Raw genomic sequence first — 15,191 nt, forward strand, 5'->3', positions numbered from 1 at the left:
GATGGCCTCCCGACTCACCGCAGAGTCACGCACCAGGGCCCTGGCAGCCCTGGAGAGCTCGCAGGAGCCCGCCACCGAGCTCGACGTGCTCGTCATCGGTGGCGGTGTCACGGGTGCGGGCATCGCCCTCGACGCCGTCACCCGCGGCCTGTCCACGGCGATCGTCGAGGCGCAGGACTGGTCCGCCGGCACGTCGAGCTGGTCCAGCAAGCTGGTCCACGGCGGCCTGCGCTACCTGCAGATGCTCGACTTCTCCCTGGTCCACGAGGCCCTGACCGAGCGCGACCTGCTGCTCAAGGAGCTCGCGCCGCACCTGGTCAAGCCCGTCCCGTTCCTGTACCCGCTCGAGCACCGCGTCTGGGAGCGGGCCTACGTCGGCGCCGGCATCGCCCTGTACGACACCCTCGCCGCCGTCGCGCCGGGCCGCCGGGCGATGCCGATCCACCGGCACCTCAGCCGCCGCCAGATCGCGCAGAAGTTCCCCGACCTCGCCCACGAGGCCGCCATCGGCGCCGTCCAGTACTGGGACGCCTCGGTCGACGACTCGCGGCTGGTCAGCACGCTCGTGCGCACCGCCGCCGACTACGGCGCGCACGCCGCGTCCCGCACCCAGGTGGTCGCCCTGACCAAGAGCGCCACCGGCGCCGTCAACGGTGCCGTCGTCGTCGACCTGGAGACCGGCCGGGAGATCCCGGTGCGTGCCCGGCACGTCATCAACGCGACGGGCGTGTGGACCGAGGACACCGAGGCGCTCGCCGGCGACGAGGGCGGTCTGCGGGTGCTAGCCTCCAAGGGGATCCACATCGTGGTCCCCCGGGAGCGCATCAAGGGCACGGTGGGGCTGATCCTGCAGACCGAGAAGTCCGTGCTGTTCATCATCCCGTGGTCGCGCTACTGGGTCATCGGCACCACCGACACCCCGTGGGAGCAGGACCCGGTGCACCCCGTCGCCACGGCCACGGACATCGACTACGTGCTCGACCACGCCAACGCGGTGCTGGCCCACCCCCTGACCCGGGACGACATCATCGGCACCTACGCCGGCCTGCGGCCGCTGCTGCAGCCGGGCACGAAGGAGGGCACCGGCTCCTCCAAGGTGTCCCGTGAGCACACCGTCGCCTCCCCGGCGCCGGGCCTCACGGTCATCGCGGGCGGCAAGCTCACCACGTACCGGGTCATGGCCAAGGACGCCGTGGACTTCGCGATCGGCCAGCGTGCCCACGCGCTGCCGTCGGTGACGCACCAGATCCCGCTCGTCGGCGCCGTCGGGCTGTCCGCCGTGCGCAGGCAGGCCCGCGCCTGGTCCCAGCGCTACCGCTGGAGCCCCGCCATGCTCGACCACCTGCTGCACCGTTACGGCTCCGCGCTGCGCGAGCTGGTCACCCTCTGCGAGGAGGACCCCTCGCTCGCCCGGCCGCTGGAGCACGCCCCCGCCTACCTGCGCGCCGAGATCCACTACGCCGTCAGCCACGAGGGCGCCCTGCACCTGGAGGACCTGCTCCTGCGCCGCACGCGGCTGGTCTACGAGGTGCCGGACAAGGGCCGTGCGGCCCTCGACGAGATCGCCGAGATCGCCGCGCCCCTGCTCGGCTGGGACGACCAGACGCGCCGGTCCGAGATCGAGGCGTACCGGGCCCGCGCCGACGCCGAGGACGCGGCCGCGCGCCAGTCCGACGACGCCTCGGCCGAGGAGGCGCGCTCGCAGGCGCCCGACGTCGCGCCGATGCAGCCGCTGCGCGGCTCCTGAACCCGGCGGTCGCCCGCGGGCGGCCGCCGTACGACCCCGCACGACCTGCACGACCCCGGCGCCCGCCGGGGCTCCGACAACGAAGTCCGACAGAAGGTGAGTACGACAATGTCGTCAGGTGAGCTCTTCATCACCGAGTTCCTGGGCACGATGATCCTGTTGCTGGGTGGTGCCGGCGTCGTCGCCAACGTCGTCCTGCCCAAGACCAAGGGGTTCAACGGTGGCTGGCTGCTGATCAACTTCGGCTGGGGCCTCGCCGTGTTCGCCGGCGTGTTCGTGGCCTTCAAGTCCGGTGCCCACATCAACCCCGCCGTGACCTTCGGGCTCTGGGCCAACGGAGCCACCGAGTTCGGCCCCGGGATCCCGGTGACCGCGGCGAACGGGTTCATCTACATCTCGGCCCAGATCGCCGGCGCCGCCGTCGGCTCGGCCCTGGCGTTCCTCGCCTACAAGAAGCACTTCGACGAGGAGGCGCCGCCCGCGACGAAGCTCGCCGTCTTCTCGACCGGCCCCGAGCTCCGCTCGTACGCGTGGAACTTCGTCACCGAGGTGATCGGCACCTTCTTCCTCGTCTTCCTCGTGCTGTCGTTCGCCAACTGGCCCGGTGACATGGGTCCGCTGGCCGTGGCCCTCATCGTGGTCGGCATCGGTGCCAGCCTCGGTGGCCCCACCGGGTACGCCATCAACCCGGCCCGTGACCTCGGCCCGCGGATCGCGCACGCCCTGCTGCCGATCAAGGGCAAGGGTTCCAGCGACTGGGGCTACTCGTGGGTCCCCGTCCTCGGCCCGATCGTCGGCGGCATCCTCGGTGGCCTGCTCGCCTCGGCCGTCGCCTTCGGCTGACCCGCCACCCACTCATCCCGCTCACGTCAACGCAAAGGAGCACAGCATGGCCGACTACGTCCTCGCCATCGACCAGGGCACGACGAGCTCGCGTGCCATCATCTTCGACCACTCGGGACGCAGCGTCTCGACGGGTCAGATCGAGCACGACCAGATCTTTCCCCGGGCCGGCTGGGTCGAGCACAACGCCGAGCAGATCTGGAACAACGTGCGGGAGGTCGTCGGGCTGGCTCTGACCCGCGGCAACATCTCGCACGAGGACCTGGCGGCGGTCGGCATCACCAACCAGCGCGAGACCGCCGTCGTCTGGGACAAGAACACCGGCAAGCCGGTCTACAACGCGATCGTCTGGCAGGACACCCGCACGCAGGCGATCGTCGATGAGCTCGGCGGCGACGAGGGCCCGGAGAAGTACAAGTCGGTCGTCGGCCTGCCGCTGGCGACCTACTTCTCCGGGCCGAAGATCAAGTGGATCCTCGACAACGTCGACGGCGCCCGGGAGGCCGCGGAGCGCGGCGACCTGCTGTTCGGCAACACAGACACGTGGGTGCTGTGGAACATGACCGGCGGTACCGACGGCGGCGTGCACGTCACCGACGTCACCAACGCCTCGCGCACCATGCTCATGGACCTCGACACCCTGAGCTGGCGCGAAGACATCGCCACCGACATGGGCATCCCGCTGTCGATGCTGCCGGAGATCCGTTCCTCGTCCGAGGTGTACGGCCGCGGACGACCCCGCGGGATGGTCCCCGGCGTCCCGATCGCCGGCATCCTCGGCGACCAGCAGGCCGCGACGTTCGGCCAGGCGTGCTTCGAGGTCGGTACCGCCAAGAACACCTACGGCACCGGCAACTTCATGCTGCTCAACACCGGTACCGAGAAGGTGCCGTCGGAGAACGGGCTGCTCACGACGGTCTGCTACAAGATCGGCGACGCCGACGCCGTCTACGCGCTCGAGGGATCCATCGCGGTGACCGGATCCCTGGTGCAGTGGCTGCGTGACAACCTGGGGCTGTTCGAGGACGCCCCGGACGTCGAGTACTACGCCAGCAAGGTCGAGAACAACGGCGGTGCGTACTTCGTCCCGGCGTTCTCCGGGCTGTTCGCCCCCTACTGGCGCCCGGACGCCCGCGGTGCGCTCGTCGGCCTGACCCGGTTCGTGAACCGCAACCACATCGCCCGCGCCGCCCTCGAGGCGACGGCGTACCAGACCCGTGAGGTCATGGACGCCATGCGGGCCGACTCCGGGGTCGACCTCACCGAGCTCAAGGTCGACGGCGGCATGGTCGCCAACGAGCTGCTCATGCAGTTCCAGGCCGACCAGCTCGGTGTCGACGTCGTCCGTCCCGAGGTCGCCGAGACGACGGCGCTCGGTGCCGCGTACGCGGCCGGCATCGCCGTCGGGTTCTGGCAGGGCGAGTCCGACGTCACGGAGAACTGGGCCGAGGGCAAGCGCTGGACGCCGTCGATGGCGGAGGACGAGCGCGAGCGTCTCTACCGGCAGTGGAAGAAGGCCGTCACCAAGACCTTCGACTGGGTGGACGAGGACTCGGGCGAGTAGTCCCGCACCGCCGACGGCGGGGGCCGGCCATCGCGGCCGGTCCCCGCCGTCGTGCGTCCGGGACGCGTCGGGGCGGGCGGCGGCTCTCTCAACCGCCGCGCAGGAAGCCACGGGCGGTGTCGACCAGGACGCCCCGCTCGCGCTCGGCGGTGAACGCCTCGTCGACGGCCACCCGTTCCAGGAAGCCACCGGTCAGTAGCACCAGCCAGGACACGAGGCGGGCGGCCGTCAGGTCGGTGCGTACCTCGCCCCTCGCCTGACCTCGCTCGACCCACACCAGCAGCACCTCGCGCTGGGCGGCGTCGTCGGCCGCCAGCGCCTCGGCGATCCGCGGTACGTGCATCACCCCGGCCACCGCCCGGACGAAGCCGGGTATCCGCGCGTCGGCCGCGTCGTCCGCCGTCGCACCGACCAGCTCGAGGAGGACGCCGAGCGCGTCCGTCCGCCCCTCGAGGGCCTCCGCCCGTTCTCTCGTCTCGACCGTGCCGAGCTCGAGGATGGCGAGCAGCAGGTCCGCCTTCGTGGCGAAGTAGTGGAAGAAGGTCCCCGAGCCGATCCGGGCCCGCCGGCAGATGCGCGCGGTCGTGGCGCCGTCGTACCCACGCTCGGCGAAGACCGTCAGCCCGGCGTCGATGATCTGGAGACGACGGGCCGCGTGGCGCTCGGGATCAACGGGACGCGCCACGGCCCGGCTCTCTACCCTCGGCCGCTGCGCAACGGCGGACCTGCAGCCGGCCGTCACGCTCGCGCACTGCCAGCCCGACCGTGGCGAGCTCGTCGTTCAGACGGACGACGGCGGCGGCGTCCTTGCGCTCGTCGAGCCGTTGGCGCAGCAGCCTCTGCTCGGCGTCGTCGAAACCCGGGCGGCCGTGGACCCAGGGCGAGAAGTCGTCCTCGTACGGGTCCGTGTCGTGCCACGGCCAGCCGTGCCGGCGCAGGGTGCTCGCGAGCGTCGACGCGTCCAGGCTGTCCGCAGCCATCCGGACCAGGGGCCGGCCGCCCGCGCCGAGGAACACGAGATCCTTCCCGTCGCGGTGGACGGCCGTGACGCGGTCGCGCTCGACCCAGCCCTCGCGGTCGTCGGTGCGGTGCTCGACGTGGTCGGCGGCGACCGTCAGCCGCAGAGCCTCCCCCTCGGCCATCAGCGCGAGAAGCACACCCCCGACGAGCCCGAGCACCGAGAGGATCGACACCGACCAGGCCGGCGACAGGTCGGCGACCAGCCCGACGGCGCCGTGGACGGGCAGCGGCGTGCTCTCGAGGACGTCCTGCAGCCAGCGTGCGAACGGTGGCAGCGCGAACCCGAGCACCACCCCGAGCACGAGGACCGCGAGGCCCAGGAGGACGGGGACGGCGCGGTGCTGGCGCAGCTCGGTCGGTGCCATGACCTCATTATTGGAGTGACTACTCCATGAATGCAACGCCGAGCCGCATAGGCTGCTTCCGTGGCCATCACCTCGACCTCCGAGTACACCATCCCCGGCGCCCACGTCACCGACCGCACCCTCACGGTCCCGCTCGACTGGGCGGACCCCGACGACGACCGCACCCTCTCGCTGTTCGTGCGCGAGGTGGTCGCCCCGCAGCGCCATGGGGACGACCTGCCGCTGCTGGTCTTCCTCCAGGGCGGCCCCGGCGGCAAGGGGCCACGCCCCACCGGCCCCGACGGCTGGCTCGGCAAGGCCCTCGAACGGTTCCGCGTCGTCCTGCTGGACCAGCGCGGCACCGGACGGTCGACAGCGGTGCGTGCCGCGGCGCTGCAGGCGCTCGGGGACGCGGACACCCAGGCGGAGCACCTGAGCCACTTCCGCGCGGACTCGATCGTGCTGGACGCGGAGCACGTGCGCCGCGAGGTCTACGACGGACGACGCTGGTCCACGCTCGGCCAGTCCTACGGCGGGTTCCTCACCCTCACCTACCTGTCCCTCGCACCGGAGGGCGTGGCGGCGTCGTACGTCACCGGCGGGCTGGCCGGGCTGACCGCGAGCGCGGACGACGTCTACGGACGCACGCAAGCGCGCGTCGTCGCCAAGAACGCGCTCTACCGGGAGCGGTACCCGCAGGACGTCGAACGGATCGGCCGGATCGCGGACCGGATCGCCGTCGGCGACGTGCGCCTGCCGGGCGGAGACCTGCTGAGCGTCGAGCGCTTCCAGTCCCTCGGCATGGCGTTCGGGATGGGGCCCGGTTTCGAGCGCGTCCACTGGATCGTCGACGAGGCGTTCGACGACCTGTCCGCACCGGGCGCCGGCGACACCCTCACCGACACGTTCCTCGCCGAGGTGGAGTCCGCCACCGGGTTCGCCACCAACCCCCTCTACGCGGTGCTGCACGAGTCGATCTACGCCCAGGCGGGCACCGGTCCGACGGCATGGGCCGCGCAGCGCGTGCGCGACGGCGATCCCACCTTCGCCACGGACGCCCGGCCGCTGCTGTTCACCGGCGAGATGATCTACCCCTGGATGTTCGACCAGGTCGCCGCCCTGCGTCCGTTCCGCGCGGCCGCGGAGGCGCTCGCGGCACGCGACGACTGGCGCAACCTCTACGACCTCGACGTGCTCGCCGCGAACGAGGTGCCGCTCGAGGCAGCTGTCTACCACGACGACATGTTCGTCGACGCCGGCCTGTCCCTGGACACCGCCGCCCGCGTCGGCAACGCCCGTGCGTGGGTCACCAACGAGTTCGAGCACGACGGCCTGCGCGCCGGCGACGTGTTCACGAAGTTGCTGGACCGCCTCGACGCCCGCGGCGGCCCGCTCGCCGAGCCCGAAGAGAAGGGCCGGACTCCCCACTGATTTGCCGACGACCCCTGTCCGGCCGGGCCTTCGATCCCACCGAGGCTCGTCCAGGAGCGCGCGCGGCGCCAGCATCTCCGCCACCGAGGGCACTACCGATGGCGCGGTGCAACGATGCCGCGACCTGGTCGACCGCCGAGGGCCGGGCGCCAGCGCACTCAACCCGCGGTGTCAGCGTCCAGGTCGCCCCTGCGCCTGTTGCGCAGACGGTGCGAGCCTGTTCGGTGAGATCGCGAGGACATCGAGCTGACCGCGAGGCCGCGGCGTGGCCCGTGCCAGCGTGCGACACAAGGTGGTGCGGTCGACCTCGAGCTGGCGAGCGACCTGCGCCTTCGGCACGCCGGCGGCAATCTGGTCGCGCGCCTGGGCGAGCTGGGTGGCGTCCAGCTTGCGGGCACGGCCGGTGTAGACCCCGCGCGCCTTGGCCGCCGCGATGCCGTCGGCCTGGCACTCCTTGGCGATGGCGCGCTCGAGCTGGGCGAACGAGGCCATGATGTTGAGCTGGAACTCGGCGAACGCGTCGGTGGCGCCGGGGCGAAAAGTGACGCGCTCGGCGACGAACTCGACCACGACGCTCTTGGCCACGAGCTCGGAGGCGATCCGGTTCAGGTCGACCATCGAACGCGCAAGCCGGTCCATGGAGGACACCAGCACGTGTCACCGGCCCGGGCTGAGGAGACATCCCGGCCAGCTCGGTGCGCCCGGTCCGCTGGGCGCCGGACTGCTTCTCGGTGAACAGCCGGTCGACGCTGCCGAGCGCCTCGATCTGGCGGGCGAGGTTCTGGTCGGTGCTCGACACGCGGGCGTAGCCGACCGCTGACCGCTGGGGTGCGCGCCCGGGTGACCGGAGTGTCGCAGTGGGCAGACTCCAACGCGACAAGCCGACGCATGACTGTAGGTAACGAACCGATAACGCTGGCCGGTCACATGTGGCAATCGAGGCGGCGGCGGCAATGAACATCACGGCGGCCCGGATCAGCCGGTGCCGCGGCACGCATACCTCAGGAAGGTGTAGAAGATGACGAACAGGCGCCACGCTGCACGCGACAGGCCAAACGTGGCCCCACCCTGTAGCAGGGTGGGGCCACCGACGATCTACTGCGACGCCGCGGCACCGACGTGCTGACCTGGACTGTGCCTCGTTCGACGCGTCAGGACCGCGAGGACGACAGCGGCGACCACGAGTAGGGGCCCGAGGACGAACCCGGCGATCTCTGCTGGCAGTATCCCCGATGTTGGCAGCCCTTCGTCGGCGCGAACGCCCTCGATGTATCCGGTATAGGCGCTGGCTACGAACAGCACGACTCCAGCGGCCCCAACAAAGAACCGGGAGACGGTCGCCAGCTTTGCATCGATTGAACTCATTCAACTCTCCTCTTCACTCGGCACAACGTCTGTCATGCGGTCGCGGCCAACATACTCCGATCATGTACGGCAAGCCTAGCTTCCACGCACCATTCACACGACTTGCGCACTTTGCCCGTCGCCCGTACGGTCGACGAGACCGGGACCGATCCCATTCGGTCACGACGCAGATCACTCGAAGGAGAGTTTGTGAGAAGCAGTTCCCGAACGGCCGCGATCACTGCCGCCGTCACCCTTGTCGTCGCGTCCTCGGCGACAGCCGCGTCTGCCTCTGAATCGGCATCCGACGATGAATTCCGTTCCGCGCAGCTCACGACCGTCAAGGTCGAGTCGACCAGCTTGTCCATCACGGATCTCGACGGCTACGACGGTGTGCGCGCCAGCAAGGTGGCCGGCAACGACGAGCAGCCCGTTTCCGCCGAGTTCGACCTGAGTGGCGGCCAGTTTATCGAGGGCAACGACGGGGGGATCGTCGCGCTCGACGCCGACGGCGCCTACCTCTTCATCGTACTCCCCGAGGTCACCGACGCTTCCGGGCAGTCGATCGAGGCCTCGGCAGTGGCGGACGGCGAGAACGTGACCGTGCGCCTGAACGATCCCACAGAGGCGGCCTACCCACTTGATGTGGATGTCATGGCCGTATCGGACTTGATCGCGAGCGTCCAAAAGGTCAACACCTCGAGTGGTGCGCGCTTCAAGGTCAAGCCATCGGCCTACGGGCGCGTCGCACCCACCGCGATTCACGAGAATTGGGGTTGGGCTGAAGCCAAGCGCAAGGGCGTGTGGAACTACGCAAGCATGTACCAGCAGTATGTTTGCCACCCCATGTCCGGCGTCGCCCGAGCGAAGAGCACCTGGAACCTCGAGAGCTGGCGTCCGGTCGTTTCATTGCCGAAGCTCGTCGCGTCGGCATGCAACCCCTGATCTAGCAAGCAACCAGGGAATCCTGGGCGCTTTCCTCGATAGGGGCCGTCTCATCTCAACTGGGTGTACCAGGACATCGAGTTGACTAACTGAACGCCCCCCACCCACCCGCAATCGCAGCGGCGCCCCCCGAATGCTGTCGAGCATTCGGGGGCGCCGCTGCGATTGCGGGTGATAGCCGAAATTCGCTCGTTGGCTTCCTCGACGACACTGTCGCGAATCGAGACGAGATGACGAATCCACCCCGCAGCGCTCGTGCGCGCGGACCGGCGGGTCCCGAACCAACTCCGGTCCTCGCCGGGCGCCCGCGCGACCTGGTGGTCGTGGTCGCGGCGCGGACGCCACGCCTGTGAGTCCAAGGCCGTCTAGCACACTCTTCGGGCTCAACGCAGACGAGGGCGTAGCGCAGGCTGGCTGAACTGGCCGGGGACGGGTCGAGGTCCCCCAGGATGGAAGTTCTCACACTGCCCATCCGGAAGACCTCGACGTGGACGACGCTACCTTCTGCACACCTGACCTGACGACGTTCTGCCGCCTCGACGAGCTCGGTCTCGTCGTGCTCGGGCAGCGCCTGGAGCCGGGCCGCGCGGTGCTCGAGTGCCAAGTCATGGCGCGCGACGACGATGCGTTCTGCCGTGGGTGCGGCGCCGAGGGCACACCGCGGGGAACGGTGTCTCGGCGGCTGGCGCACGAACCGTTCCGGAGGCGGCCGCCGACCCTGCTGGTGCGGGTGCGCCGCTACCGCTGCGAGGACTGCCGGCGGGTGTGGCGCCAGGAGACCTCGGCCGCGGCCGAGCCGCGGGCGAAGCTCTCAAGGGCGGCGGTGCGCCGGGCCCTGGTCGCCCTGGTCGCCCTGGTCGCCCTGGTGACACACCATCTGACGGTCGCACGGGTAGCCGAAGCCCTGGCAGGGTCGTGGCACACCGCCAACGACGCCGTCCTGGCCGAAGGACGCCGGGTGCCGATCACGACGACGCCCGGTTCGACGGCGTGACCACGGTCGGCGTCGATGAGCACCTCTGGCGGCACACCCACTGCGGCGCACGGGCGCGGTGGCCCACGACCTCGAGCGGCACGACGAGCTCCTCTCGCTGGTCGAAGGACTGTTCGGCCCCTACCCGTTCGCGGAGTACACCATCGTGGTCACCTCCGACGAGCTCGAGATCCCGCTCGAGGCGCACGGCGCCTCCGTGTTCGGCGCCAACCACCTGGACGGCAGCCGGGGTTCGGACCGGCTCGTCGCCCACGAGCTCGCCCACCAGTGGCTCGGGAACAGCGTCTCGGTGCGGGCCTGGTGCGACATCTGGCTCAACGAGGGGTTCGCCTGCTAGGCGGAGTGGCTGTGGTCCGAGGCCTCGGGCGGCCCGACGGCGGACGAGCTCGCCCGCGAGCACCACGGCCGGCTGGCCACGCTCGACGAGGACCTGGTGGTGGCCGACCCGGGACCGGCCCTGATGTTCGACGACTGGCTCGACAAGCGCGGCGCCCTGACCCTGCACGCCCTGCGGCTGACGCTCGGCGACGACACGTTCTTCGACCTCCTGCGCACCTGGACCGCCCGCTACCGGCACGGCCATGCCACGACGGCGGACCTGCGGTCGCTCGTGGTCGAGGTGGCGGTGGCCGCGGACGGCCTCGACGCGCTCCTTGACCGGTGGCTCGAGGACGCCGAGCTGCCGGAGCTGCCGTCGCGTGACCCGTCGCCGGTGCGGGGCGCCGACCTCAGGGAGCGCGCAGCGCGACGGCACTGAGCAGAGCGCGAGGCGCCCCGTCGGTCGCGGGCAGATCCTCCTCGTGCCACGCCGTCGGCACCGGGGCGGGCCCGGGCCGTCCCAACGGGCGACCCGGGGCGGGTCCTGCGCCGCACCGAGGACCAGGAGCGCGGTTTCGACGCCCAGCCCGTGGCCCGTCGCCTTGAGGAGCGCCTCCTTGCGGACCCAGGTGCGCGCGAGCCGCGCCGTCGACGCGAGGTCCGCGCCGCCGTCGTGGCCCGGCTCTTCCGCCGCGAGCAGCACCCGTGCGACGGGTGCCCGGGCGACGGCGTCGACCTCCTCGACGTCGACGCCGCACGGTCCGGAGTCGGACACCGCCACGGCGAGCTGTGTCGGCGTGCGTGCCACGCCGAGGTGCCAGCCCGCGGCCAGCGCCGCGGGGAGCTCGGGCTTGCCGTGGTCGGTGCCGCCGCAGGCGAGACACCGTCGCCGCAGGTCACCGGCCTCGCCCCCGAGGTCGACTCCGACGGCGCCGAGCGCGTCCTTCAGCAACGCCGTCCGGCGCTGCGCACGGCTCGCGCTCGCCGGCGCGCCGGGCAGCAGCGCGGTCCGGACGAGCAGCGTGCTCATCGACCCGGGCCTTCCGGGGCGATCTCGGCGCCGTCGTCGGGAGCGTGACGCTCCAGGAAGCGGTAGACGTCCGTGTCGTCCACCCCGGGGAAGACGCCGCGCGGCAGCGCGGCGAGCACCTGCTGGTGCATGCGCGCGCTCGGCCACGAGTGCGCCTGCCAGCGTTCGGTGAGGTCCGACGGCGGCCGCTGGCAGCAGGACGGGTCCGGGCAGGTCGAGGTGTGGCGCACCTGGGTGTCGCGCCCGCGGAACCACTTGGCGTGCGCGTACGGCACGCCAACGGTGATGGAGAACTGCCGGCCGTCCGCGGCCGTGCCGGTCTGCACCGAGTCCCAGAACGTCCCGGCCGGGGTGTCGGTGTACTGGTAGGACTCCGTGGCCCGGTCACGTCGGCGGAACGCCTCCCGCGCCGGCCACCACCGGCACACGAGCTGACCTTCGATGGCACCGGTGACGTCCTGCGGCAGCGGGATGCCGTCGTTCGCGTACCCGCGGAAGAGGGCGCCGTCGTCCCCGACGCGCAGGAAGTGCAGCGGGATGCCCAGGTGCACCGTGGCGAGGTTGGTCAGCCGCATGGCGGCGGCCTCGTGGGTGACGCCGAACGCGTCCCGGAAGTCCTCCACCGCGAGGTCCTTCTCCCGCTTGCGCTGGGACAGGAACTCGACGGCCGTGGGCTCCGGGATCAGGCAGGCCGCCGCGAAGTAGGTGATCTCGACGCGCTGGCGCAGGAACTCGCCGTAGGAGCGCGGGCGCTCGTGGCCGAGCACCCGGTGCCCGATCGCCTGCAGCGCCAGCGACCGCAGCCCGTGCCCGCCCGGGATGGAGGCGGGCGGCAGGTAGATGCGGCCGTTCTTCCAGTCGGTCACCGAGCGCGCCGAGCGCGGCAGGTCGTCGACGTGCAGGATCGTCAGGCCCAGGTCCTCGGCGATGCGCGCCACGGTCCGGTGCGTCAGCGCGCCGCCGGTGTATCCCGCGCGGCGCGTCATGTCATGGGCGAGCGCCTCGATCTGCGGCATGTGGTTGTCGCGCTCCTGGCGCTCGGTCCGCAGGACGGTGTTGGCCCGCCGGGCCTCCTCGGGCGTGGCGATGGCCTCCTCCTCGCGCCGCGCGATCTCGGCGTGCAGCCCGACGAGCTGCTCGAGCACCGGGACGGGCAGCTTCTGGCTCGGCCTGATCGGCGGCAGCCCGAGCGCAGCGAACAAGGGCCCGCGCTGAGCGCGCTCGAGCGCGATCTCGAGCGCGGCGCGACGCGACGGCGGCTCGTCCGCGAGGAGGTCGGGCAGCGCCACGTCCAGCGCCTCGGCGAGCGCACGCAGCAGGGAGAGCCGGGGCTCGCGCCGGCCGTTCTCGATGAGGGACAGCAGGCTCGGTGCACAGTCCACGGCCTTCCCGAGAGCGTCCAGCGTGAGACCCCGGGCGGTGCGGGCGTGCCGGATACGGCGGCCCAGGGTGATGAGGTCCGGGGCGTCGGACGGCGTCGTCGTGGCCATGGATTCACCGTACGTGAAGATTCGCCAATCTTCGCGGCCGCCCCAGTGGAAAGACGGCGATAACGCGGGTCAGGCTGAGAACGGGAGCCCGCCGCTGGGCACACCACGGCAGGACCAGCCTCGACCCAGGGAGCACCCATGACGTTCACCGCCAACCCGCGCCGGACCCGCCTCGCCCTCGCGGAGATCGCCCCCGACCTCCTGGACCGCACCGACGCCGCAGGTTTCCCCGCGGCCGTCGCCACGCCGTCGGACCCCGCACCGGTCCGCGACGTGCGCGCCTGGGTGAGCGAGATCGCCGAGCTCACCCAGCCCGACGACGTCGTCTGGTGCGACGGGTCCGCCGCGGAGAAGCAGCGGCTGATCGACCTCATGGTGCAGGCCGGCACCCTCACCCCCCTCGACCCGGTCAAGCGGCCGAACTCCTACCTCGCCCGGTCGAACCCCTCCGACGTGGCCCGGGTCGAGTCCCGCACGTTCATCTGCTCCGAGCACGAGGACGACGCCGGTCCCACCAACAACTGGCACGACCCCGCCGCGATGCGCGAGGAGCTGGACGGCGTCTTCGCCGGGTCGATGCGGGGCCGCACCATGTACGTCGTGCCGTTCTCCATGGGACCGGTCGGCGGGCCGATCTCCCAGGTCGGCGTCGAGATCACCGACTCGCCCTACGTGGTCGTCTCGATGCACGTCATGACCCGCGTCTCGAGCGAGGTGCTCGACCTCGTCGACCGCGGGCAGCAGTGGGTGCCCGCCGTGCACTCCGTGGGAGCCCCGCTCGTGGACGAGCACGGCGAGCGGACCGAGGACGTCGCCTGGCCGTGCAACGACACCAAGTACATCGTCCACTACCCCGAGACGCGGGAGATCTGGTCCTACGGGTCCGGGTACGGCGGCAACGCCCTGCTCGGCAAGAAGTGCTTCGCCCTGCGGATCGCCTCGGCGATGGCCCGCGACGAGGGCTGGCTCGCCGAGCACATGCTGCTGATCCGCGTGACGTCCCCCGAGCAGCGCCAGTACCACCTCGCGGCGGCGTTCCCCAGCGCCTGCGGCAAGACGAACCTGGCGATGCTGCGCCCGACCGTCCCCGGCTGGAAGGTCGAGACGCTCGGCGACGACATCGTGTGGATGCGCCCGGGGCCGGACGGCACGCTGCGGGCCATCAACCCCGAGGCCGGGTTCTTCGGTGTCGCGCCCGGCACCGGCGTCCAGACCAACCCGACCGCCATCGACACCCTCACCCACGACGTCATCTTCACCAACGTCGCCCTGACCGACGACGGCGACGTGTGGTGGGAGGGCCTCACCCCGGAGCCGCCGGAGCACCTGATCGACTGGCAGGGAAACGACTGGACGCCGGACGCCGAGACCCCGGCCGCGCACCCGAACTCGCGCTTCACGGTGGCCGCCGCGCAGTGCCCGTCCATCGCGGACGGGTGGGAGGACCCGGCGGGCGTCCCGGTGGACGCGATCGTCTTCGGGGGCCGCCGGGCGTCGAACGTGCCGCTGGTCGCACAGGCGACGAGCTGGGAGCACGGCGTTTTCATGGGAGCCACGATCAGCTCCGAGCGCACGGCGGCAGCCGAGGGTGCCGTCGGCGAGCTGCGTCGCGACCCCTTCGCCATGCTGCCGTTCTGCGGCTACAACATGGCCGACCACTGGTCGCACTGGCTGCGGGTGGGCAGCGGACTGTCTTCCGAGCACCGGCCGAAGGTCTTCCAGGTCAACTGGTTCCGCAAGGACGCCGATGGTTCGTTCATCTGGCCCGGGTTCGGGGAGAACTCCCGCGTGGTCAAGTGGATCACCGAGCAGATCGACCGGTCCCGGGGCGTGCGCACCGACTCCGGCGCGGTCACGTCGCCCGTCGGGCTGCTCCCCGCTCCGGGGGCGCTCGACGTCGATGGGCTCGAACTCTCCGACGACGACCTGGCCGCCCTCTTCGACGTGCCCACGGAGGCGTGGCTCGCCGAGGCCGGACTGACGGCGGAGTTCTTCGACACGTTCGGGGACCGTGTCCCGCAGGGTCTGCGTGACCAGCTCGACCGGCTCACCGACCGGCTCCGCTGACCCGTGACGTCGTGCCGATGTCGGTCGTCCGTGTCGAGGTCGGCAGTCCGGACT

General features: G+C 71.3%; 13 protein-coding genes and 2 pseudogenes. 9 read left to right on the top strand and 6 right to left on the bottom strand.

Annotated features, from left to right (window positions below; all coding sequences use genetic code 11):
• Position 1: 1 nt before the first annotated feature.
• The 3 genes from AC3RJ8_RS14290 (at position 2) to glpK (ending at position 4,154) form a co-directional block, all read left to right on the top strand.
• The gene (locus AC3RJ8_RS14290; protein ID WP_489713227.1) at positions 2-1,747 is read left to right on the top strand and encodes a glycerol-3-phosphate dehydrogenase/oxidase; all 1,746 of its coding nucleotides are present in this window, start codon (positions 2-4) and stop codon (positions 1,745-1,747) included.
• A gap of 108 nt (positions 1,748-1,855) precedes the next feature.
• Positions 1,856-2,590 (top strand): MIP/aquaporin family protein, encoded by a 735-nt coding sequence (locus AC3RJ8_RS14295; RefSeq protein WP_489713228.1) that lies wholly within the window; start codon positions 1,856-1,858, stop codon positions 2,588-2,590.
• A gap of 46 nt (positions 2,591-2,636) precedes the next feature.
• Positions 2,637-4,154: a glycerol kinase GlpK gene (glpK, locus tag AC3RJ8_RS14300; protein ID WP_489713229.1), complete on the top strand. Its 1,518-nt coding sequence runs from the start codon at positions 2,637-2,639 to the stop codon at positions 4,152-4,154.
• A gap of 88 nt (positions 4,155-4,242) precedes the next feature.
• On the opposite strand, the gene AC3RJ8_RS14305 is transcribed toward glpK, so the two are convergent.
• Positions 4,243-4,839: a TetR/AcrR family transcriptional regulator gene (locus tag AC3RJ8_RS14305; protein ID WP_489713230.1), complete on the bottom strand. Its 597-nt coding sequence runs from the start codon at positions 4,837-4,839 to the stop codon at positions 4,243-4,245.
• Positions 4,823-5,539 carry a YqeB family protein gene (locus AC3RJ8_RS14310; protein WP_489713231.1) on the bottom strand — a complete coding sequence of 239 codons (717 nt, stop codon included), beginning with the start codon at positions 5,537-5,539 and terminating at the stop codon, positions 4,823-4,825. The genes AC3RJ8_RS14305 and AC3RJ8_RS14310 overlap by 17 nt, the downstream gene beginning before the upstream one ends.
• 60 nt (positions 5,540-5,599) lie before the next feature.
• Here AC3RJ8_RS14310 and AC3RJ8_RS14315 point away from each other — a divergent pair, with 60 nt between their 5' ends.
• Entirely contained in the window at positions 5,600-6,949 is a 1,350-nt protein-coding gene (locus tag AC3RJ8_RS14315) for an alpha/beta fold hydrolase (protein WP_489713232.1), read from the top strand.
• Between the two features lie 171 nt (positions 6,950-7,120).
• Here AC3RJ8_RS14315 and AC3RJ8_RS14320 read toward each other — a convergent pair whose 3' ends face one another.
• Positions 7,121-7,588: a recombinase family protein gene (locus tag AC3RJ8_RS14320; RefSeq protein ID WP_489713233.1), complete on the bottom strand. Its 468-nt coding sequence runs from the start codon at positions 7,586-7,588 to the stop codon at positions 7,121-7,123.
• A 456-nt stretch (positions 7,589-8,044) separates the two neighbouring features.
• Positions 8,045-8,314, bottom strand: a complete 270-nt coding sequence (locus AC3RJ8_RS14325) for a hypothetical protein (RefSeq protein WP_489713234.1) — start codon at positions 8,312-8,314, stop codon at positions 8,045-8,047.
• A gap of 189 nt (positions 8,315-8,503) precedes the next feature.
• Here AC3RJ8_RS14325 and AC3RJ8_RS14330 point away from each other — a divergent pair, with 189 nt between their 5' ends.
• From AC3RJ8_RS14330 to AC3RJ8_RS14345, 4 genes and pseudogenes are all read left to right on the top strand, one after another.
• A complete protein-coding gene (locus AC3RJ8_RS14330; protein ID WP_489713235.1) occupies positions 8,504-9,238 on the top strand; it encodes a DUF2599 domain-containing protein in 735 nt (244 codons plus the stop codon).
• A 487-nt stretch (positions 9,239-9,725) separates the two neighbouring features.
• Positions 9,726-10,279 (top strand): annotated as a pseudogene (locus tag AC3RJ8_RS14335) (transposase); the annotation flags it as partial.
• Between the two features lie 11 nt (positions 10,280-10,290).
• A complete protein-coding gene (locus AC3RJ8_RS14340) occupies positions 10,291-10,569 on the top strand; it encodes a M1 family aminopeptidase (protein WP_489713236.1) in 279 nt (92 codons plus the stop codon).
• Positions 10,570-10,668: 99 nt separating this feature from the next.
• Positions 10,669-10,989, top strand: coding sequence for a hypothetical protein (locus AC3RJ8_RS14345; protein ID WP_489713237.1), 321 nt, complete (start codon positions 10,669-10,671; stop codon positions 10,987-10,989).
• A 201-nt stretch (positions 10,990-11,190) separates the two neighbouring features.
• Here AC3RJ8_RS14345 and AC3RJ8_RS14350 read toward each other — a convergent pair.
• Both AC3RJ8_RS14350 and AC3RJ8_RS14355 read right to left on the bottom strand, forming a co-directional pair.
• Positions 11,191-11,580 (bottom strand): annotated as a pseudogene (locus AC3RJ8_RS14350) (hypothetical protein); the annotation flags it as partial.
• Positions 11,577-13,070: a helix-turn-helix domain-containing protein gene (locus AC3RJ8_RS14355; protein ID WP_489713238.1), complete on the bottom strand. Its 1,494-nt coding sequence runs from the start codon at positions 13,068-13,070 to the stop codon at positions 11,577-11,579. The gene AC3RJ8_RS14355 and the pseudogene AC3RJ8_RS14350, both read right to left, overlap by 4 nt.
• A gap of 138 nt (positions 13,071-13,208) precedes the next feature.
• Here AC3RJ8_RS14355 and AC3RJ8_RS14360 point away from each other — a divergent pair, with 138 nt between their 5' ends.
• The gene (locus AC3RJ8_RS14360; RefSeq protein ID WP_489713239.1) at positions 13,209-15,137 is read left to right on the top strand and encodes a phosphoenolpyruvate carboxykinase (GTP); all 1,929 of its coding nucleotides are present in this window, start codon (positions 13,209-13,211) and stop codon (positions 15,135-15,137) included.
• Positions 15,138-15,191 lie beyond the last annotated feature (54 nt).

The sequence above is a fragment of the Isoptericola sp. MSGPD8_1_ISO-PGPR-S23-394 genome, from assembly GCF_058072785.1.